Annotated in this window: 18 protein-coding genes; 12 read left to right on the top strand and 6 right to left on the bottom strand. The window is 65.0% G+C overall.

The window, feature by feature from the left end:
* Positions 1 to 9 precede the first annotated feature (9 nt).
* Complete coding sequence (locus HNO52_RS18610) at positions 10 to 1,245, bottom strand: E22 family MetX-like putative esterase (protein ID WP_197566670.1); 1,236 nt, start codon at positions 1,243 to 1,245, stop codon at positions 10 to 12.
* 172 nt (positions 1,246 to 1,417) lie between these two features.
* Between HNO52_RS18610 and HNO52_RS18605 the strand changes: the two genes are divergently transcribed.
* The 6 genes from HNO52_RS18605 (at position 1,418) to HNO52_RS18580 (ending at position 8,374) form a co-directional block, all read left to right on the top strand.
* Complete coding sequence (locus HNO52_RS18605; protein WP_197566669.1) at positions 1,418 to 1,945, top strand: retropepsin-like aspartic protease family protein; 528 nt, start codon at positions 1,418 to 1,420, stop codon at positions 1,943 to 1,945.
* Between the two features lie 25 nt (positions 1,946 to 1,970).
* Positions 1,971 to 2,954: a YihY/virulence factor BrkB family protein gene (locus HNO52_RS18600; protein ID WP_197566668.1), complete on the top strand. Its 984-nt coding sequence runs from the start codon at positions 1,971 to 1,973 to the stop codon at positions 2,952 to 2,954.
* A complete protein-coding gene (locus HNO52_RS18595; protein ID WP_197566667.1) occupies positions 2,951 to 3,991 on the top strand; it encodes an NAD(P)H-dependent flavin oxidoreductase in 1,041 nt (346 codons plus the stop codon). The genes HNO52_RS18600 and HNO52_RS18595 overlap by 4 nt, the downstream gene beginning before the upstream one ends.
* Before the next feature lie 43 nt (positions 3,992 to 4,034).
* Entirely contained in the window at positions 4,035 to 5,762 is a 1,728-nt protein-coding gene (locus HNO52_RS18590; protein WP_197566666.1) for a VRR-NUC domain-containing protein, read from the top strand.
* The gene (locus HNO52_RS18585; protein WP_197566665.1) at positions 5,759 to 8,089 is read left to right on the top strand and encodes an ATP-dependent DNA helicase; all 2,331 of its coding nucleotides are present in this window, start codon (positions 5,759 to 5,761) and stop codon (positions 8,087 to 8,089) included. The genes HNO52_RS18590 and HNO52_RS18585 overlap by 4 nt, the downstream gene beginning before the upstream one ends.
* Positions 8,090 to 8,194: 105 nt before the next feature.
* Entirely contained in the window at positions 8,195 to 8,374 is a 180-nt protein-coding gene (locus HNO52_RS18580) for a PLDc N-terminal domain-containing protein (RefSeq protein ID WP_197566664.1), read from the top strand.
* Between the two features lie 7 nt (positions 8,375 to 8,381).
* On the opposite strand, the gene HNO52_RS18575 is transcribed toward HNO52_RS18580, so the two are convergent.
* The 3 genes from HNO52_RS18575 to HNO52_RS18565 all read right to left on the bottom strand — a co-directional run bounded on the left by HNO52_RS18575 (position 8,382) and on the right by HNO52_RS18565 (position 9,521).
* On the bottom strand, positions 8,382 to 8,588 hold the full coding sequence (locus HNO52_RS18575) for a DUF3565 domain-containing protein (RefSeq protein WP_197566663.1): 207 nt from the start codon (positions 8,586 to 8,588) through the stop codon (positions 8,382 to 8,384).
* A 30-nt stretch (positions 8,589 to 8,618) separates the two neighbouring features.
* Complete coding sequence (locus HNO52_RS18570; RefSeq protein WP_197566662.1) at positions 8,619 to 9,140, bottom strand: GspH/FimT family pseudopilin; 522 nt, start codon at positions 9,138 to 9,140, stop codon at positions 8,619 to 8,621.
* Positions 9,141 to 9,257: 117 nt separating this feature from the next.
* A complete protein-coding gene (locus HNO52_RS18565; protein ID WP_197566661.1) occupies positions 9,258 to 9,521 on the bottom strand; it encodes a PP0621 family protein in 264 nt (87 codons plus the stop codon).
* Between the two features lie 98 nt (positions 9,522 to 9,619).
* On the opposite strand from HNO52_RS18565, the gene HNO52_RS18560 reads away from it, so the two are divergent.
* Positions 9,620 to 11,251, top strand: a complete 1,632-nt coding sequence (locus tag HNO52_RS18560) for an NAD+ synthase (protein WP_197566660.1) — start codon at positions 9,620 to 9,622, stop codon at positions 11,249 to 11,251.
* Positions 11,252 to 11,317: 66 nt separating this feature from the next.
* On the opposite strand, the gene HNO52_RS18555 is transcribed toward HNO52_RS18560, so the two are convergent.
* On the bottom strand, positions 11,318 to 12,142 hold the full coding sequence (locus tag HNO52_RS18555) for an outer membrane protein assembly factor BamD (protein WP_197566659.1): 825 nt from the start codon (positions 12,140 to 12,142) through the stop codon (positions 11,318 to 11,320).
* Positions 12,143 to 12,261: 119 nt separating this feature from the next.
* On the opposite strand from HNO52_RS18555, the gene rluD reads away from it, so the two are divergent.
* The 5 genes from rluD (at position 12,262) to ilvN (ending at position 19,463) form a co-directional block, all read left to right on the top strand.
* Positions 12,262 to 13,221: a 23S rRNA pseudouridine(1911/1915/1917) synthase RluD gene (gene rluD / locus HNO52_RS18550; protein WP_197566658.1), complete on the top strand. Its 960-nt coding sequence runs from the start codon at positions 12,262 to 12,264 to the stop codon at positions 13,219 to 13,221.
* Between the two features lie 9 nt (positions 13,222 to 13,230).
* Positions 13,231 to 13,986, top strand: coding sequence for a peptidoglycan editing factor PgeF (gene pgeF / locus HNO52_RS18545; protein WP_197566657.1), 756 nt, complete (start codon positions 13,231 to 13,233; stop codon positions 13,984 to 13,986).
* A 159-nt stretch (positions 13,987 to 14,145) separates the two neighbouring features.
* Entirely contained in the window at positions 14,146 to 16,728 is a 2,583-nt protein-coding gene (gene clpB / locus HNO52_RS18540; RefSeq protein ID WP_197566656.1) for an ATP-dependent chaperone ClpB, read from the top strand.
* Between the two features lie 519 nt (positions 16,729 to 17,247).
* Entirely contained in the window at positions 17,248 to 18,972 is a 1,725-nt protein-coding gene (locus HNO52_RS18535) for an acetolactate synthase 3 large subunit (protein ID WP_197566655.1), read from the top strand.
* On the top strand, positions 18,972 to 19,463 hold the full coding sequence (gene ilvN, locus HNO52_RS18530; RefSeq protein ID WP_104205163.1) for an acetolactate synthase small subunit: 492 nt from the start codon (positions 18,972 to 18,974) through the stop codon (positions 19,461 to 19,463). Before HNO52_RS18535 ends, ilvN begins: the two co-directional genes overlap by 1 nt.
* A 61-nt stretch (positions 19,464 to 19,524) precedes the next feature.
* On the opposite strand, the gene ilvY is transcribed toward ilvN, so the two are convergent.
* Complete coding sequence (ilvY, locus tag HNO52_RS18525; protein WP_197569297.1) at positions 19,525 to 20,412, bottom strand: HTH-type transcriptional activator IlvY; 888 nt, start codon at positions 20,410 to 20,412, stop codon at positions 19,525 to 19,527.
* Between the last annotated feature and the right edge of the window lie 51 nt (positions 20,413 to 20,463).

The raw sequence follows: 20,463 nt of genomic DNA, 5'->3' as shown, positions 1-20,463 counted from the left end.
CGTGGCGCCTCATTCGGCGAGGAAGGTGCGAATCCGATCGCCGGCCTGGTCGATGGCCAGCACGCCATTTAGGTGGCCGCGGTTGCCCTCCAGCGTGACCAGTTCGGCCTCGGTGCCGTCGGCCTCGATCGTCTCAGCGGTCTCGCGTATGCCCTGCGGGGCAAAGACCAGGTCGTTCTCGCTGTAGAGGATCAGGCTGGGGGCGTCGATGCGTGCCAGCCCCTCCTTCAGGCTGTCGCCGTGGCCGGTGACGAACGCCTGGTTGGCTTTCACCAGGTAGAGAAAGTGGTTGGCATCGGCGACTTCGGCCCGCGCCTCGGCGATGTCGTCGAGTGTCTGCTCGATGGCGTAGCGTGCGTCGAGCTCGCGGGCAGGGTTGGCGTCATTGTTGGCCCAGCTACGGTCGAAGGTGGCGTTGGCCCATTGCCAGTGGTTGGCGTTGAGCGTGACCAGCTTGAGCGATTCACGCAGACCGTCCAGCGGTGGCTCGCCGGTGTAGTAGTCGCCCTCGTTCCAGTTGGCATCCAGCCGGATGGGCGCAGCCCAGGCGCTCAGGGTTGCCAGCAGCCAGGGGTCGGTGGCACCCCCACCGATCACCGGGATCAGCCGTTCGACCCGCTCGGGATAGGCGCTGGCCCACTCGTAGGCCTGCAGTGCACCCATCGAGGCGCCCATCACCGCGTGCAGCCGCTCGATACCCTGGCTCTCGAGCAGTGCCTTCTGCACCTCGACGAAGTCGCGAATGTTGACCAGCGGGAAATCCGTGCCCCAGGGTTCGCCGGTTTCGGGGTTGGTCGTGGCCGGCCCGGTGGTGGTCACGTTGGGATCGTGGGCATTGAGGTTGACCAGGGTGTCCGAGGCGATGATGTAATACTCGTCGGTATCCAGCGGCTTTCCGGGGCCGATGATGGCGTCCCAGTAGCCGGGTGCGGTGTCATCCTCGTCGTAACGGCCGGCGGCATGGCTGGTACCGGAGAAGAAATGGGTAATCAGGATGACGTTGTCCTTCTCTTCGTTGAGCTCGCCGTAGGCCTCCCAGCCGATGCGTACCGGGGCGATGGTCTCGCCGCTGACGGTGGTGTACTCCTCCATCTCGAAAACCTGTTTTTCCACCAGCCCATCCCAGGCCGCCGCTGTGCTGCTGGCGAGCAACATGAAGCTGGCCAGGGCGGCACCGGCAAGGTTCAGGGAGCATTGGGAATGGCGGGCAACGTTCACGGTCGAATGTGAGATGCTGTTGTGCATGTGGCTATCCTTGTCGTTATCGGGTCGCTGGGCATACGCGGATGACACCCGGCGAATGCCGGAGGGAACGCAGCCAAGGGAAGCTTGGCGCCGTTTAGCACAGGCTGTTTAGTACAGACAGTGGGAACAGGGGTGTCAAAGCGGGTACGGCCTGCTAACAAGGAGACGGGACATGAGCCGACAGGACGGTTCGATCCGACGTGCCGGAATGGGCATGATGCTGCTGTTCTGGGTGGCCTTCATCGCCTTCGGCAGCTGGTGGTTCCATGGTTTCTTCGAGACCCAGCGCAACCCCAATGCCCATCTGATCAATGCCGTGACCGGGACGGAGGAGTCGGTCGTACTCGAGCGCAACCGCTCGGGCCACTTCGTAGCTACCGGGCGCATCAATGGCGAGCCGGTCGAGTTTCTGCTCGATACCGGCGCCACCTACGTGGCCGTGTCGGCTGAATTAGCCGAGCGGCTGGGGCTGGAGCGTGCGGGATCCGCCTGGTTCAACACCGCGAACGGACGTGTGCGCGGCGACATGACCTGGCTCGATGAGGTCAGCCTGGGAGGCTTCAGCGCCGCCGAGGTGCGTGGCTCCATCAGTCCCGGGCTCGACGATGACATGGCCCTGCTGGGCATGAGCTTCCTCAATCGGTTCGACATCGAAATACGCGATACCCGCATGGTTCTGCGCCCGGCGCAGCGGCCCTGAAACTGAGCAGCAATCGTGGGAGTGCATGAAGAAGTTCTGGCGAGGCCGGCGAGCCGAGAATCCGAATCAGATACCCGGTCCGGGGTGGCTTGACGTCTTCTGGCGAGTCAAGGAGCAGTTGGCGGAGGATCGGGTCGGCATGCTGGCGGCGGCTATCGCTTTCTACGCGCTGCTGTCGCTCTTTCCGGCCATCGGCGCGGTCGTTTCACTGTGGGCGCTGGCCTTCGACCCGCTCGAGATTGCCCGCCAGATCGGTGAGCTGAGTCGCGTCATGCCGCCGGGAGGCGCCCGGCTGATCAGTGAGCGGGCCCAGGCGGTCAGCGAAAACACCGATACCGGCTTGAGTCTGACGGCCTTGTTCGGCCTGGCCGTGGCATCGTTCCTCGCCTCCCGGGGCGTGGTCGGCCTGATGGTGGGGCTCAACGTGGTCTATGGCGAGGAAGATCGGCGCGGTTTGGTGCAACGCATGCTGGTGACGGTCGCTTTGACCTTCGGGCTGATCGTGATGTCGCTGACGGGAACCGTGTTCGTGGCCCTGTACCCCATAGCTGTCGGCTGGCTGGTCCTGGAGGGGCCTCTCGTCACGCTGATCACCTGGCTGCGCTGGCCGGCCCTGCTGCTCATGATGATGCTGGTGATTGCCGTGCTCTATCGCTTCGGCCCCTATCGCAGTTCGCCGCGCTGGGAGTGGGTCAGCGTGGGTACCGTGCTGTCGACGCTGTTGTGGCTGCTCGGCTCCGGCGGGCTATCGCTCTATGTCGGCCGAATCGTCGACATGGACGAGCTGTACGGATCGCTGGGAGCCGTGGTGGTATTGATGCTGTGGTTCTGGCTCTCCTCGTTCGTCGTATTGCTGGGGGCCGAGATCAACGCTGAAATGGAACGCCAGACCCGGCGCGACACCACGGTGGGCGAGCCCCGGCCCATGGGAGAACGAGGCGCCCATGCCGCCGACACCCTGGGGCCGAAGCGACCGTGGCGCAAACGACAACAGGGAGAAGACCCATGAGCCTGATCCGTCAGCTCGGCATCGAGTTACCCATCCTCCAGGCGCCCATGGCAGGCGTGCAGGGCGGCGACCTGGCCGTGGCAGTGAGCGAGGCGGGCGGGCTCGGCGCCTTGCCCTGCGCCATGCTTTCGCCCGAGGCAATGGCAGAGGAGCTGCGCCGCATCCGTGCTGCCACGACGCGGCCGCTCAACGTCAACTTCTTCTGTCATGCCACGCCGACGCCGGACGAGGCGCGCCTGAGGTGTTGGCACCAACTGCTGGCGCCCTATTACGCCGAGTTCGGCCTGGACATCGGCAGCGTGCCCGCCGGAGCCGGGCGACGCCCGTTCGACCAGGCGGCCTGCGACGCCCTCGAGCCGTTCCGCCCGGAAGTGGTCAGCTTCCACTTCGGCCTGCCGGAGCCGGTACTGCTCGAGCGGGTCAAGGGCTGGGGGGCAATCGTGCTCTCTTCGGCTACCACGGTTGCGGAGGCGCGCTGGCTCGAGGCGCGCGGCGTCGACGCGGTGATCGCCCAGGGCGTGGAAGCGGGCGGCCATCGCGGTATGTTCCTCGACGATGACGTTACTACCCAGGTGGGCACCTTCGCCCTGCTGCCCCAGGTCGTGAAGGCCGTCTCGCTGCCGGTGATTGCTGCCGGGGGGATTGCCGATGCGCGAGGCGTGGCGGCTGCCCTGGCACTGGGCGCATCGGCCGTGCAGGTCGGCACCGCCTTTTTGTGCTGCCCGGAAGCCACCACCTCGACACTCCATCGTCAGGCGCTGCAGAGCGAGGCTGCGCGACATACGGCACTGACCAATCTCTACACCGGCCGACCGGCCCGCGGCATGCTCACCCGACTGATGCGTGAGCTCGGCCCGTTCAGTGAGGTGGCGCCGGCCTTCCCTCTGGCCACCGCCGCCATCGCCCCGCTGCGCAGCGCCGCCGAGGCAGCCGGCCGCGCCGATTTCTCGCCGCTGTGGGCCGGCCAGAATGCCAGTGCCTGCCGTGAGGTACCCGCCGGTGAAGTGGTGCGCGCACTCGCCGCAGGCCTGGGCTGAACGCAAGGATGGCGAGGAGCCACGAGGCTGATATCATGGATGCATGAACAGTATTTCAGCCACGGCTTCCGTCACCGCCTCGCTCGACGATCCGCTCTATTACCTGGCGAATTTTCGCTTCGTTCTTGGCTGGGTGCATGAGCGCCACGGCGACTTGCTGAGCGCGGCAGAGCGTGCCTTTGTCAGCGACTTCGGAGCCTTGCCGCAGCCATCCCAGGCGTTGCTGGTACGTATGGTGATGCGCAAGGGCGAGCTCTTTCGCAGCGACAAGCTCGCCTATGCCGAGATCGGCGATACCCAAAGAGGACTGGCTCCCTTGGTCGAGGCGGGCTGGGTCGAGGCGGATCCGGAGCTGGCTCTCGCCGATCTGGTTCGCCTGCTGCGCCTGGACGAACTGCGCCGGGTACTGGCGGAAGAGATCGCCGCCGTGGGGCTTTCGCCCAGGGCCAGCAAGGCTGCGCTGGGTGATGCGCTGCTGGCGCAGGAGCGCCCGGCGAAGCGACTGGAGGAGTGGTGGCCCGAGGCCAACGAGGTGCTGGCAGGAGAGCGCATCGTGCGGTTGACCGTAATGCCCTGGTGCGATCGGCTGCGGCTGATGTTCTTCGGCAACCTGCGTCAGGACTGGGCCGAATTCGTGCTCACGGAGCTCGGCCTGCAGCGCTTCGAGCGGGTCGAATTGACACCCGGCTCGCGCGCCTTTCACCGCCGTGAGGAGGTGGACGCCTACTTGGCGCTGCATCAGTTGCGCGAGCGCCTCGAGGCGGGCGAGTCGCCCGAGCAACTGGCGGCCGAGGTTCCCGAGACGTTGGACAATGCCTGGCTGTCGCAGCGGCGGGGTAAGCTGCTGTTTCGCCTGGGTCATGCCGCCGAGCGTACCGGACAGCATGCGCTGGCGTTGAAGCTCTATGGCGAAAGCGGCGAGGGACCGGGCGGCCAGGTGGAGGCGCGCATTCGTCGCCTGCGGCTGCTGGAGCGGCTGGGCGAGCATCGCCAGGCCTATACCCTGGCCAGCCGGGCGATGGCGTCGGCGACTGGCGAGCAGGAGGCCCAGGCGCTGGCACGCCTGATGCCCAGGCTGTGTCGCCGGCTGGGGTTGGCACCGCCAGGGCGCGCGCCTGAAGTCGTGCCGCGGCGGATGGACCTCAGCCTGCCGCGTCCTGCCACGCTGGGCGTCGAACAGGCCGTAGCCGAGCATCTGAGCCGTCCCGAAGCCCCGGTGCACTATGTAGAGAACCTTCTCGTGACCGGCTTGTTCGGGCTGCTCTGCTGGCCGGCGCTGTACGCGCCGCTGCCCGGGGCCTTCTTCCATCCCTTCCACACAGGCCCGGCGGATCTCCATCGCGACGATTTCGTGGCGCGTCGTCGCGAGCGCTTCGAGGCCTGCCTGGCCCACCTCGACGAGGGAACCCACGGTGAGGCCATCTGGCGCGCCTGGCACGACAAGCGAGGTCTGGCATCGCCCTTCGTGCACTGGGAGGGGCTCGACGAGGCACTGCTCGAGCATGCACTTGCCTGCATTCCCGCTGCGCATCTACGGTCCTGCTTCGAGCGTCTGCTGGCTGACCTCAGGGCCAACCGCGCCGGCTTGCCCGATCTGATCCAGTTCCTGCCGCCCGGGTCTGAGGGCGGGCATCGCTATCGATTGATCGAGGTGAAGGGGCCGGGTGACAGGTTGCAGGACAACCAGCGCCGCTGGCTGGCGTTCTTCGAGTCACGGGGCATTGAGGCCGTGGTCAGTCACGTGGCCTGGCAGCAGGGCGCGGTGTCATGAGCGATGGCAAGAAGGGTGCCGAGCCGCCGCTCTACCGAGTGGCCGTGCGGGCGCTGTGCGACTTCACCGCCCGTGAGGGCGATCTCGACCACCGTTTCACGCCCTCACCCAGCGCCCGCGAGGGCATGGCCGGTCACGCCCTGGTGGTAGGGCGCCGCGGCGTCGGCTACGAAAGCGAGATTGCGCTGAGCGGACGCTATCGCGGCCTCGCCGTCAGCGGCCGGGCCGACGGCTTCGATCCGGCGACAAACCGCCTCGAGGAGATCAAGACCCACCGCGGCGACCTGTCGCGCATGGCTGCCAACCAGCGCGCCTTGCACTGGGCCCAGGTCAAGGTCTACGGCGCGTTGCTGTGCGCTGAGCGGGGGCTGGAGTCGCTGACTCTGGTGCTGGTCTATCTCGACATCGCCAGCGAACGAGAGACACTACTGACCCGGCAGGCAAGTGCTGCCGAGCTTACCGTTTTCTTCGAGACCCAGTGCGAGCGTTTCCTGGGTTGGGCTGAGCAGGAGCAGGCTCATCGACGGGCGCGCGATGCCGCGCTGGATGACCTGACCTTTCCGCATGAAGGCTTTCGCCCGGGCCAGCGCGAACTGGCCGAGGGTGTCTACAAGGCGGCAGCCACCGGGCGCTGCCTGCTGGCGCAGGCCCCCACGGGGATTGGCAAGACCGTGGCCACGCTGTTTCCCACCCTCAAGGCGATGCCGCGCCAAGGCATCGACCGGCTCGCCTTCCTGACCATGAAGACGCCGGGACGGCGGCTGGCGCTGGAAGCCCTGGCAAGGCTGAGGGCCGACGCAGCGGACAGGGAGGCGAGGGGGGGCGGCAAGCAACGCCTGCCTCTGCGAGTGCTGGAGCTGGTTGCCCGCAGCAAGGCTTGCGAGAATCCCGACAAGACGTGCCATGGCGATGCCTGCCCGCTGGCCGCCGGCTTCTACGACCGGCTGCCAGCCGCCCGCCGGGCCGCGGTGGCACGCGGCTGGCTCGATCGCGAGGCGCTGCACGAGGTGGCGCTCGAGCACGATATCTGCCCCTACTACCTGGGCCAGGAGCTGGCGCGCTGGAGCGATGTCTGTGTGGGCGACGTCAATCACTACTTCGACGCCGCGGCACTGCTACACGGCCTGGCCCAGGCCAACGGCTGGCGCTTGGCGCTGCTGGTGGACGAGGCACACAACCTGGTGGAACGCGCCCGAGGCATGTACAGCGGCGAGCTGGACCAGCGTGCCTTCAGTCGCCTGCACCGCAGCGCCCCCGCGCCACTGGTGAAGCCACTTGGCCGACTGATACGCCAGTGGCAGACCTTGGTGCGGGAGCAGGGCGGGGCCGACGAAGGGCAGACGAGACAGCCTGCTTATCGAGTATTGGATGGCCTGCCCGAGCGGCTCGTCGGCGCCCTGCAGCGAGTGGCGGCGGCGATTACCGACTATCTGGCCGAGCACCCGGGCGGCGCCGACCCTGCTCTGCAGGAACGGCTGTTCGAGGCCCTGGGCTTCTGCCGCTTGGCCGAATCGTTCGGTGAGCATTCGCTGTGCGACCTCACCCGGCATGGCCGCGGCCACGCGATTGTCGGCCTGCGCAACCTTGTGCCGGCGGACTTCCTTGCCCTGCGCTTCGCCCAGGCGCACAGCAGCGTGCTGTTCTCGGCGACGTTGTCGCCGGCGCACTATCATCGCGACCTGCTGGGGCTGCCGCAAGATTGCGTCTGGCAGTCGGTCGCCTCGCCGTTCAGGGCCGATCAGCTCGAAGTGCGCATCCAGAGCGGTATCTCGACGCGCCTGCGCGACCGCTCGGCCTCGCTCGACCCTATCGTCGCCGAGCTGGTCGGTCAGTACCGCCGGCGGCCTGGGCTCTATCTCGTCTTCTTGAGCAGCTTCGCCTATCTGCAGGCCGTTGAAGAACGGCTGGCACGGCTTCATCCCGAGCTGCCCCGCTGGAGCCAGACTCGCGGCATGAGCGAGGCCGAGCGCGATGCCTTTCTGGCACGTTTCCAGCCGGGCGGGGCGGGGATCGGCTTTGCGGTGCTGGGCGGGGCGTTCGGGGAGGGTATCGACCTGCCCGGAGAACGACTGGTGGGAGCCTTCATCGCCACCCTGGGCTTGCCGCCCTTCGACCCCTTCAATGAGGCGCTCAAGGCCAGGCTGGAGGCACGTTTCGGCAATGGCGAAGCCTATGCCTATCGCATACCGGGGCTTATCAAGGTGATCCAGGCTGCCGGCAGGGTGATCCGCAGCCCCGAGGATCGCGGCACCTTGGTGTTGATGGACGACCGCTTCCAGCGTCGGGACGTGAGACGGCTGCTGCCCGAGTGGTGGCAACTCGGCTGAGATGAGTAACCTGAGCTTACCTGGCGTAACAGTTTCGGTTTGTTACCTTTGCCGCTGCGTGCTACTTCTTGAACCATCACCTACCGCTGGACAAGGAGATGTCTGATGGGAATCGAAGTGGGCGGCCTGTTGGGCCTGATCTGGCTGATCATTCTGGTCTGGGCCATCGTCAAGGTGGCCAAGAGTTCGGCCGGCACCTTTGCCAAGATCCTCTGGATCCTTGCGCTGCTGATATTTCCGCTGGTCGGCCTGATCATCTGGCTGTTGATGGGACCCAAGGGGTAGCGGGTGCCTAGGGGTTGTCCCGCGGCTCGCCGCGGTCGCATTTGACGCATTCGAGCTCGAGGCCGAGACGTGAACGACGCCCGGCCTCTGTCGTGACCCAGGGGCGTTCGGTCCAGGGCGGCTGGTGGCGGACATGCTGATTGTGGCCGCACGCCAGCTCGGCTACCCAGTGGTTTTCGTCGTCCCGGTGATAACTCACGATGGCTTGCCGCATGGGAACTCCTCTAGCGAAGCGACAGGGTGTTCAGCAACTGATGACATTGCCGGCGCGCACTCGTCCGAAGTTGCTGAGCACCAATTGGGCGCCCTTACCATTGCGACCGCAGATGCGGAAGGTCCCATTGTGGCCCGCTGATCGTCCCAGGACACCATAGCGTACCGGCCTGCCATCCTGGCGATAGCTGACGCTGACGCCGCGGCTGGCCTCGATGACGCGTAGCAAGGCGGCCTGGTCGAAAGCGGTGCCCGGCAAAGGGCCGAGCACGATGGCCAGCGGGGCGCTCCAGTCATCCATGACGCAGCTCCGCTGGTCGGGGCTGGGGCAGACGAACACCGGTGTGCGCCGGGTGATGGCCGTGTTGCGCGCCAGCGAGAGTGCCGTGCGGATTCGATGCGCCTCGGCAACGACTTCCTGGCGCGCATTCATCGCCTGTAGGCCGGGAACTGCCCAACCCAACAGCACGATGGCCACGGCAATGGTGGCGAGGAGTTCGATGAGGGTAAGGCCACGTTGGCGCAGGGAAGTCGGAGCTCGAGCCGCGTCCATGAAGCTCTCCTGAAGTGATGTCCGTTCACGAGACATTCACTCTAGTCGAGCCTTGAGCGGAGTCTATCAGCCATTACCGATGAAGCTTGTAGGCGATTGCCGCCATGGCCTGCAGGTCTAATCCTCGGGGCGCTGCTCCTGCAGAAAGCGATCGCGATGGGCGCTGCTGCAGAACCATTCGCCTTGGTCACGCAGGGCATCGGCTTCCGGTACATGTACCTTGCACCAGGCACAGCGCACCATTTGCCCCGCCTCCTGCTGCGACTCGCCGTCAAGCTGGCTCTCATGGTCCAGCTTCCATTCACGGTACATGCGGTAGAGCTTGAGGCCGGCGAAGAACAGCACGGCGAAAATGATCAAGCGAATGAGCAAAAGATTCATCCTTATTCGTCTCCCAGATGAGGGCTAGCGGCTTTGCCAGCCGGACGCCCTTGCGGGACAATACAGTGACTTCGGATTCTCAAGAGATTTCTACGCCCATGCAAGATCTGACGCTGGTGATGGCGCAGCTGGACCCGCTGGTAGGGGACATCCCCGGCAACGCCGATCGTGCCATCGAAGCCGTTCGCGAGGCGCGCATCGAACATGGTGCCGATATCGTGGTGTTTCCCGAACTGTTCCTGAGCGGCTACCCTCCCGAGGATTTGCTGCTGCGCCCTTCCATGGAGACCCGCCTGCGCGAGGCCCGTGCCCGCATGGCGGCGAAGGTGTCCCGCGATGTGCTGGTGATCATCGGTTATCCCGGCCGCCGCGAGGGGCTCGGCTACAACCTGGCCGGGCTACTCTACAACGGCGAATGGATCGCTGAATACGCCAAGCAGGTACTGCCCAACTATCAGGTCTTCGACGAGCGGCGCTATTTCGCCACTGGCGAGCAGAGCCTGGTGATCGAGCACAAGGGGATCAGGCTCGGTGTGCTGATCTGCGAGGACGTGTGGGATGGCGAGCCGGTGCGGGCGGCTCGCGATGCGGGAGCGGACATGCTCGTCACGCTGAATGCATCGCCCTATCACCAGGACAAGCCGGCCGAACGTCTGCGCCTGCTCGAGCAGCGTGCAGCCGAGGTGTCGCTGCCGATGGTCTACGTCAATACCATTGGCGGTCAGGATGAACTGGTCTTCGACGGAGGTTCGGCCTGTGTCGATGCCGAGGGCCGGATCCGGGTGGTGGCGCCCTATTGGCAGGCAGGGCTGATGCCGGTGCAGTTCGTGCAGGAGTCGCATGGCTGGGTACCGCAAGAGGGCGAGATCGAGCCTGACGAGGCACCCGAAGAGAGCCTCTACTGCGCCCTGGTCAGCGGCGTGCGCGACTACGTCAACAAGAGCGGCTTCCAGGGCGTGGTGCTGGGGCTCTCCGGCGGCATCGACTCGGCACTGACGCTGGCGATCGCCGTGGATGCGCTGGGTCCGCAGCGAGTGCATGCGGTGATGATGCCCTACCGCTACACCGCCGATATCTCCCAGGACGATGCCGCCGAGCAGGCCCGCCTGCTCGGCGTGCACTATGAGGTGCTGCCGATCGAACCGATGGTGGATGCCTTCATGACAACCCTGGCGGATACTTTCGCCGGCACCGAGCGCGACACCACCGAGGAGAACCTGCAGTCTCGCTGCCGCGGCGTGCTGTTGATGGCCATTTCCAACAAGAAGGGCCTGATGGTTCTGACCACCGGCAACAAGAGTGAAATGGCGGTGGGTTATGCCACGCTCTATGGCGACATGGTGGGTGGCTTCAATGCGCTCAAGGACGTCTACAAGACCTGGGTCTATCGCTTGGCCCGCTGGCGCAATACCCAGTCGCCGGCGATTCCCGAGCGGGTCATCACTCGGCCGCCCTCGGCCGAGCTGGCGCCCGACCAGAAGGACACCGACTCGCTGCCCGACTACGACACCCTCGACGCCATCCTGGCGCGCTACATCGAAGGCGATATGAGTGCCGAGGCGATCATCGAGGCCGGTTTCGATCGCGATGACGTCTATCAGGTGGTCAAGCTGGTCGATCGTAACGAGTACAAGCGCCGTCAGGCGCCGGTAGGCGTGCGGGTGACGCCGCGTGGGTTCGGCCGTGACCGCCGTTATCCCATCGTCAACGGCTGGCAGCCCGGCGACTGAGCGGCGCCAGACGCAAGAACCCGCGAGCAGGGCTCGCGGGTTCTTTTGCTTCAACCGAGCAACGGGTCAGGCCGACAGCGACTCCGCTCGCACGTGCTGCGGCAGGAAGGTGCGGCCACGCAGACGGTCGTTGTTCGGGTCGTTCTCGATCAGTACCTGAAGGACTTCGCGGGCGCGATCACGCATATCGAGCCCGAGATAACCTTCGACCATGACCGCCAGCGCATCTCGGGTGGCCTCGGCCTCGGGATAGTTCTCGACCACCCAGCGACCACGCTCGACGGCGGCCAGGTAGGCGCCCTTGCGCAAGTAGAAATCGGCGACGTGCAGCTCATGACGGGCCAGCACGTTGCGCAAGTAGACGATGCGCTGCTCGGCGTCGGGCGCGTATTCGCTATTCGGGTAGCGTAACACCAGCTCGCGGAAATCGGTGTAGGCGTCACGCGAGGCGCCCAGGTCGCGCTTGGAGATGTCGATCAGGCGCAGGCGCTCGAGGCTGAAGCGACCCGCCTGCCATGAGGCCAGCCCGCGCATGTAGAGCGCGTAATCAGCCTGGGGGTGCGTGGGGTGCAGACGAATGAAGCGACTGGCGGCGGCGCGCGTGGCTTCCCAGTCGCTGGTCTCGTAGTAGGCGTAGATCAGCTCGAGCTGGGCCTGTTCGGCGTGGCGGCCGAAGGGGTAACGCGTATCGATGGCCTCGAGGCGCGAGATGGCGGTGGTGTAGCGTCCATCATCCAGCGCTTCGCGCGCCTCGTCGTAGAGCTGCTGTTCGGCAACGCCCTCGAATTCGTCCGGTTCTTCTTCCGTGGCAGACCTGCCGGCACAGCCGCTGATCAGGGCGGCGGCCAGCAGCAGGGCAATCAGGCGTGTGGCGATGGGGGAAACGCGCATCGTGATCCTCGTGTCTAACAAGCCGTGTCGGCCGTGGTAGAATCGACCGTAACCCGTCCACTATAAAGCACCTCGCGTGAAAACGCAGTCCGAGGATGCTGACAACGACAGTCCCCCCTATGCCCCAGACCGTGGAAGCCCAGCAACGCGTGCCCGTTTCTCTAGCCGGCAGCCGCCTCGACCAGGCGGCTGCCGAACTCTTCGCCGACCATTCCCGCGAGCGACTCAAGGGCTGGATCAAGGAGGGCGCGCTGACCGTCGACGGGCGCCCGGGCAAGCCCAAGGACAAGATGGCAGGCGGTGAGTGGCTGCAGCTCGCTGCTGAACTTGCGGAAGACGCCCGCTTCGAACCCGAGGCGATACCGCTCGAGGTGATCCACGAGGATGACGAGGTATTGGTCATCGACAAGCCTGCGGGACTGGTAGTGCACCCGGCAGCCGGCAACCCCGACGGCACCCTGCTCAACGCACTCTTGCACCATTGCCCGACGCTGGCCACAGTGCCGCGGGCCGGCATTGTGCATCGCCTGGACAAGGACACCACCGGCCTGATGGTGGTGGCCAAGACACTTGCCGCACAGACTGCGCTGGTCGAACAGATGCAGGCGCGCACGGTATCCCGCGAGTACGATGCAGTCTGCGTCGGCGTGATGACCTCCGGCGGAACGGTGGACGCCCCCATCGGCCGGCATCCCAAGGACCGCAAGCGTCAGGCGGTGCACGTCAGTGGCAAACCTGCCGTGACTCACTATCGTGTCGTCGAGCGCTTCCGCACCCATACCCACGTGCGTTGTCGGCTTGAGACCGGTCGCACCCACCAGATCCGCGTGCATCTGGCGCATCGGCGCTTCCCGCTGGTCGGCGATCCGGTATACGGTGGGCGGCTAAAGCTGCCGGCCGGGGCGGGCGAGGAACTCAAGGCGTTGCTGCGCGAGTTTCCACGCCAGGCGCTGCATGCACGCAAGCTGGCCTTCCTGCACCCTGGCAGCGGTGAGCCAGTCGAGTTCCGCGCGGCACTGCCCGACGACCTGCTGCTGCTGATCGACTACCTGCGTGACGACCACGAGGCCATGCGCTGAGGAGCCCGGATGAGCGACGCCCCCCACCTGCAACCGACCCTGATCGAACCCGATTGGCCGGCGCCCGCCACTGTTGGCGCCTTTGTTACCACGCGCGAAACGGGGCCCAGCCAGGACGAATTCGCCTGCTTCAATCCAGCCGACCAGGTGGGGGACAATCCCGCGCATGTGGCCTTGTGTCGCCGCTTGATCGGAAACGAGCTCGAAGACGAGCGGCCGCTGCTGTGGCTCAGACAGGTGCACGGTGCCCGGGTGCAGTCGAGCTATACCGCAAGTGTGCCCGAGGCGGATGCCTCGGTGGCTTTCGATCGCGGCCACGCCTGCGTGGTGCTGACCGCCGATTGCCTGCCGGTGTTCTTCTGCGACCGCCAGGGCACTCGTGTCGGTGTGGCCCATGCCGGCTGGCGAGGGCTGGCCGGCGGCGTGCTCGAGGCCACGGTGGCGGCGCTCTCCAGCCCGCCGGAAGAGCTGATGGCCTGGCTGGGGCCGGCGATCTCCAACGCTCAGTTCGAGGTCGGCCCCGAGGTTCAGCAGGCCTTCGTCGGCGTGCACCCGGAAGCGGCCGCTGCCTTCGATCCCAGCCCATACCGGCTCGGCCACTACATGGCCGATCTCTACAAGCTTGCCCGCCTGCGCCTGGAGCGTCTCGGCGTGGCGCATGTCAGTGGCGGCCATTTCTGTACCGCCTGCGAGTCGCGCTTCTACTCGCATCGGCGTGACGATGGGCGGACCGGGCGCATGGCCAGCGTGATCTGGCTGAGGTAGACCAACACCCGCAACCTTGACCCGCGTCAAGCTGCCGCACTTCCCTCCTGGCCGATGACTTGAAAGCCGGCCACGATGACTCCATTGAATCTGTCAATACGATACGACAGGGCCAAGCGGTGCGTCCGAACGCGCCGCCACCCCGATGGAGGAAAGCGAATGCGTTTCGACAAGTTCACCGCCAAGCTGCAGAACGCCGTGGCCGACGCTCAGTCCCTGGCCGTGGGGCGAGGACACAACCAGCTCGAGCCCGGCCACCTGTTGCTGGCGTTGCTGGATACGCGTGATGCCGGCCTCAAGGCGCTCATTCAGAAGGCCGGCGGCGATGCCGAGCGTCTGCGCGACACCTTGGTGGGTCATCTGGACGATCTGCCCCAGGTCGGCCAGTTCACCGGCGAGGTGCAGCCGTCGCGCGATCTGATCAAGCTGTTCAACCTCACCGACCGCGAGGCGCAGAAGCGTGGTGACCAGTACATCGCCAGCGAGCTGGTGCTGCTTGCCGCTCTCGAGATGGGCCATGCGGTGACCAAGCTGCTGACCCAGGCCGGCGTGACCCGCAAGGCATTGGAGAGCGCCATCGACAGCGTACGTGGCGGCGAACGGGTCGATGACCCAAACGCCGAGGAGCAGCGCGAGGCACTGGAGAAGTACACGCTGGACCTCACCGAGCGTGCTGCCGACGGCAAGCTCGACCCCGTGATCGGCCGCGACGATGAGATCCGCCGTACCATCCAAGTGCTGCAGCGGCGCACCAAGAATAACCCGGTGTTGATCGGCGAGCCCGGCGTGGGCAAGACCGCTATCGTCGAAGGCCTGGCTCAGCGCATCGTCAACGGCGAGGTGCCAGAGGGGCTCAAGGACAAGCGCGTGCTGTCGCTCGACATGGGGTCGCTGCTGGCCGGAGCCAAGTTCCGCGGCGAGTTCGAGGAGCGCCTGAAGTCGGTGCTCAAGGAGCTGGCCCAGGAGGAGGGCCGGGTGATCCTGTTCATCGACGAGCTGCACACCATGGTCGGCGCCGGCAAAGCCGAGGGCGCCATGGACGCCGGCAACATGCTCAAGCCGGCGCTGGCGCGCGGCGAGCTGCACTGCGTGGGCGCCACTACCCTCGACGAGTACCGCAAGTACATCGAGAAGGATGCCGCGCTGGAGCGGCGTTTCCAGAAGGTGCAGGTCGACGAGCCCTCCGAGGAGGATACCGTGGCTATCCTGCGCGGCCTCAAGGAGCGCTACGAGGTGCACCATGGTGTCGATATCACCGATGGCGCGATCATCGCTGCCGCCAAGCTCTCGACCCGCTACATCACCGACCGCCAGTTGCCCGACAAGGCCATCGACCTGATTGACGAGGCGTCGTCGCGCATTCGCATGGAGCTCGACTCCAAGCCCGAGGAGATGGATCGCCTCGACCGGCGGCTGATCCAGCTCAAGATGGAGCGTGAGCACCTCAAGAAGGAGACCGACGAAGCCTCGAAGAAGCGTCTCGAGAGCCTTCAGGAGCAGGTCGACGATCTGGAGCGTGAGTACGCCGACCTGGATGAGATCTGGAAGGCCGAGAAGGCCAGCATTCAGGGCGCCGCTCAGTTCAAGGACGAGCTCGACCGTGCTCGCATCGATCTGGAGCAGGCGCGTCGCCAGGGCGATCTCGGCCGCATGTCGGAGCTGCAGTACGGCGTGATTCCGGAACTGGAGAAGAAAATCGCCGAGTCGAGCGAAACCGAGGCCGACACCTCGCAGCACAAGCTGCTGCGCTCCAACGTCACCGAGGAGGAGATCGCCGAGGTGGTGTCGCGCTGGACCGGTATCCCGGTGGCCAAGATGCTCGAGGGTGAGCGCGACAAGCTGCTGCGCATGGAGGAGGCGTTGCATCAGCGGGTGATCGGCCAGGAGGAGGCTGTCACTGCGGTGGCCAACGCCGTGCGCCGTTCGCGTGCGGGGCTTGCCGACCCCAACCGCCCCAATGGCTCGTTCCTGTTCCTCGGTCCGACCGGGGTGGGCAAGACCGAGCTGTGCAAGGCGCTGGCCAATTTCCTCTTCGACACCGAAGAGGCAATGGTGCGCATCGACATGTCGGAGTTCATGGAGAAGCACTCCGTGGCACGGCTGATCGGCGCGCCTCCCGGCTACGTGGGTTACGAGGAGGGCGGCTACCTGACCGAGGCCGTGCGGCGCAAGCCCTATTCCGTGCTGCTGCTCGACGAGGTGGAGAAGGCTCATCCGGACGTCTTCAATATTTTACTGCAAGTGCTGGAGGATGGCCGCTTGACCGATGGCCAGGGGCGAACCGTGGACTTTCGTAATACGGTGATCGTGATGACCTCCAACATGGGCTCGGACATCATCCAGCGCATGGGCGGTGCCGACGAGCAGTACGAAGCGATGAAGAACGCCGTCATGGATGTGGTGGGGATGCATTTCCGCCCCGAGCTGATCAACCGCATCGATGAGGTGGTGGTGTTTCATGCCCTGCGACAAGAGCAGATCGAGGCGATCGCTGGCATCCAGTTGGACCGCCTGCGGTCACGCCTGGCCGAGCACGGTATGCAGCTGGAAATCAGCGACGAGGCCATGGCCCAGCTCGCCCTGGCGGGCTTCGATCCGGTATTCGGGGCGCGGCCGCTCAAGCGGGCGATCCAGAGTCGTATCGAGAATCCGTTGGCTCAGGACCTGCTTGCCGGCCGCTTCGTTTCCGGCGACACGATTCGGGTCGACTTGAAGGACGACACCTTGGTGTTCAGTCGCTGATACACATGGTAACGCGCTGGTCGGTACGCCGGCCGGTGAGCGGCTACACTGTCTTATAGGTTGCGTCCTGTAACCCCCTTGCCCGCCCGCACATTGCCGGCGGGCTTTTTTACGCTGTCGGCATGCTCTTGCTCGCGCTACGGTTGACACTTTCGCTAGGCTGTTGGAATCTTGAGCGTTCCTGATTTGCGGGCGCGGATTCCTGCGGGCAACCCCCCATCCCCGCGCGAAGGGTGGGCCGTTTTGGCCTCTACCCGCCGAAGGACTACCGGAATGCGGTCAACCACCGCTTCTGGCCAATGCCCCGACGCGGCAATCCGCCGTGATAGGGAACTGCTGATGGTATTGCGTATGCAGCAATCGATCGGTGGTCCCGAAGAGAGTGCAGGCCCCAACAGGGCTAAATGCCAGGGTTTGGCATCAGGGTCGGCCTCGCCGACAGCGGCATACCGCCGCACTCGAACCCGTGCCCATCCATGGGCTCGGATCGCACTCGAGACCTCCAGGGGAGATACACAAGTGGAATTGCTTTCCGGCGCGGATATGATCGCCCGATTCCTGCAGGATGAAGGCGTCGAATACATCTATGGCTATCCGGGCGGTGCGGCACTGCATATCTACGATGCACTGTTCCGCCAGGACAAGGTCAAGCACATCCTGGTTCGCCACGAGCAGGCTGCCACCCATGCCGCCGACGGCTATGCCCGAGCCTCCGGCAAGCCCGGCGTGGTGCTGGTGACCTCCGGCCCCGGTGCCACCAACGCGGTTACCGGTATTGCCACCGCCTACATGGATTCGATTCCCATGGTGGTGCTGTGCGGTCAGGTGATGAGCCACCTGATCGGCGACGACGCTTTCCAGGAAACCGATATCATCGGCGTGACCCGCCCGATTGTGAAGCACAGCTTCTCGATCAAGCATCCGACCGAGATACCGGAAGTTCTGAAAAAAGCCTTCTACCTGGCCGCGACGGGGCGCCCCGGACCGGTGGTGGTGGATATTCCAAAGGACATGACCGCGCCCACCGAACGCTACGAGTACGTCTACCCGAAGAAGGTCAAGATGCGCTCCTACAACCCGGTAGCGCGGGGACATACAGGCCAGATCAAGAAGGCCGTGGAGATGATGCTCAAGGCCAAGCGGCCGGTATTCTATACCGGTGGCGGGGTCATTACCGGGCGCGCCTGTGAGGGCCAGACCGATCTGGTCAAGCGCCTCGGCTATCCCATCACTACCACGCTGATGGGCATCGGCTCCTACCCGCAGAGCGATCGCCAGTGTCTGGGTTGGCTGGGCATGCACGGCTCCTACGAATCCAACATGGCCATGCACCATGCCGATCTGATCATCGCCATCGGCGCGCGATTCGACGACCGCGTGACCAACAATACCTCCAAGTTCTGTCCCACGGCCAAGATCATCCATGTCGACATCGACCCCAGCTCCGTATCCAAGACGGTGCGTGCCGACGTGCCCATCGTAGGGCCGGCGGCCAGCGTCATTGACGAGATGATCAGCCTGGTGCAAGGCAAGGAGATCGCCCATCCCGAGGCACTGGCCGAGTGGTGGCAGAAGATCGACGGCTGGCGCGAGGAGCGCCGCGGCAAGCTCTATGAGCCGTCGAAGCCGGGCGAGCAGCTCAAGCCGCAGGAAGTGATCGAGGCGCTGTGCGAGGTGACCCGCGGCGAGGCATACGTGACCACCGATGTGGGCCAGCACCAGATGTTCGCCGCCCAGTACTACAAGTTCGACAAGCCCAACCGCTTCATCACGTCGGGCGGGCTCGGTACCATGGGCTTCGGTTTCCCGGCGGCCATGGGTATCAAGCAGAACTTTCCCGACGAGCAGGTGATCTGCGTCACCGGGGAGGGCAGCTTTCAGATGATGATGCAGGAACTCTCCACCTGTAAGCAGTTCGGTGGCGGCGTCAAGATCATCAATCTCAATAACGCGTCGCTGGGCATGGTGCGCCAGTGGCAGGACCTCAACTACAAGTCGCGCCACGCGCACTCCTACATGGAATCGCTGCCCGACTTCGCCAAGCTGATCGAGGCATATGGCTTCACCGCCCTGAGGGTGGAGACGATGGACGAGCTGCGCCCGGCGCTGGAGCGCACCTTTGCCGACAAGCACGAGCTGGTTTTCGTGGATGTCGTCGTCGACCCGCGCGAGCACGTTTATCCGATGCAGGTGCCCCTGGGCTCCATGCGTGACATGCTGCTTTCCAAGACGGAGCGGACCTGATGCGCCATATCATCTCGATTCTCATGGAAAACGAACCGGGCGCACTGTCTCGCGTGGTAGGGTTGTTCTCGCAGCGCAACTTCAACATCGAGACCCTCAACGTGGCGCCGACCGAGGATCCATCGCTGTCGCGGCTGACCGTGACCACCGTCGGTGACGATCGGGTGATCGAGCAGATCACCAAGCACCTCAACAAGCTGATCGACGTGATCAAGCTGGTCGACCTGACCGAGGGCAACCACATCGAGCGCGAGCTGATGCTGGTCAAGGTCAAGGCATTGGGGGCGGCGCGCGATGAGGTAAAGCGTACGGTCGATATCTTTCGTGCCCAGATCGTCGACGTGACGCCGAGCCTCTACACCGTACAGATCACCGGTGATGCCTCCAAGCTCGACGCCTTCCTGCAGGCCATGGGGCCGGTGGGGATTCTCGAGGTGGCGCGGACCGGGGTGTCCGGTATCGCCAGGGGCGACAAGGTTCTGAGTCTCTGATCTCAGTTCGTCTGCAGGATCGACAAGCCGCCCTACGGGGCGGCTTTTTCTTGGCTCCGACCTAACGCTCCTCGACCTCGTCCCACAGCGCCTGGATCAGAGGGCTTTTCAGCTGGCGGTTGAGCACGCACAGGCCGACGTCGTAGTGAGGCAGCTCGGGTTTCACCGGCAGCACGCGCACCCGTTCGGCGAGCGGGCTGTTATCGAGCACGATCTTCGGCACCACGCCAATGCCGAAGCCAAGTCCTACCATGCTGACGATCGCTTCGTGACCGGCCACCTGGGCGTAGATGGTCGGGGCCACGCCCAGCGCCCTGAACCATGTGTCGGCATATTCCCGGGACAGTCCCGCTTCGGAAAGGATCATCGGTACGTCCCGCCACTGTTCCGCGGAGGGGGAGGTGGGCGTGGCCGGGATCCACGGCGCCTGCTCCACCGGTGCGATGAATACCAGCGGCGAGCGGGTCAACGACTTGAAGACCAATCCTCCGGGCGCGCTGCGTGGTCGGGGGGTGATCGCCATATCCTCTTCGCCGGCCAGCACACGGTTCATTGCTTCCGCCGGATCACCGGTATGCAGCTTGAGCTCGATGCGTGGATGGTGCAAACGGAAGTCGCTGAGCAGGTCGTAGAGGAAGCTGTAGCTCGCCGTGACCGAGCAATAGATGCTGATCTCGCCGGCAAGCTCGTCGGCCTGGCTGCTCAGGGTATGGCGCAGCATTTCCCACTGGGCCAGCGCCTCGCGGGCATAAGATTGAAAGGCCAGACCTTGGCGAGTCAGGCTGACATGGCGGTTGTCGCGCACGAACAGCGGTGCATCAAGGCTCTCCTCGAGCTGCCGGATGGTGCGGGAGAGGGTCGAAGGGCTGACGTGGCACAGCTCGCTGGCGCGACCGAAGTGCAGCGTATCGGCAAGAGCGAGAAACTGCTTGAGAGGGCGCATATCCATCTGTTGGAGTATTGCATGAATCGGCATGCCATGTTGCAAATATCGCGTTTT

The sequence above is a fragment of the Halomonas sp. MCCC 1A13316 genome, from assembly GCF_014931605.1.
Classification (GTDB): domain Bacteria; phylum Pseudomonadota; class Gammaproteobacteria; order Pseudomonadales; family Halomonadaceae; genus Halomonas.
Note: the sequence above shows the minus strand (reverse complement) of the source record. Positions and strands in the feature narration are given on the sequence as shown.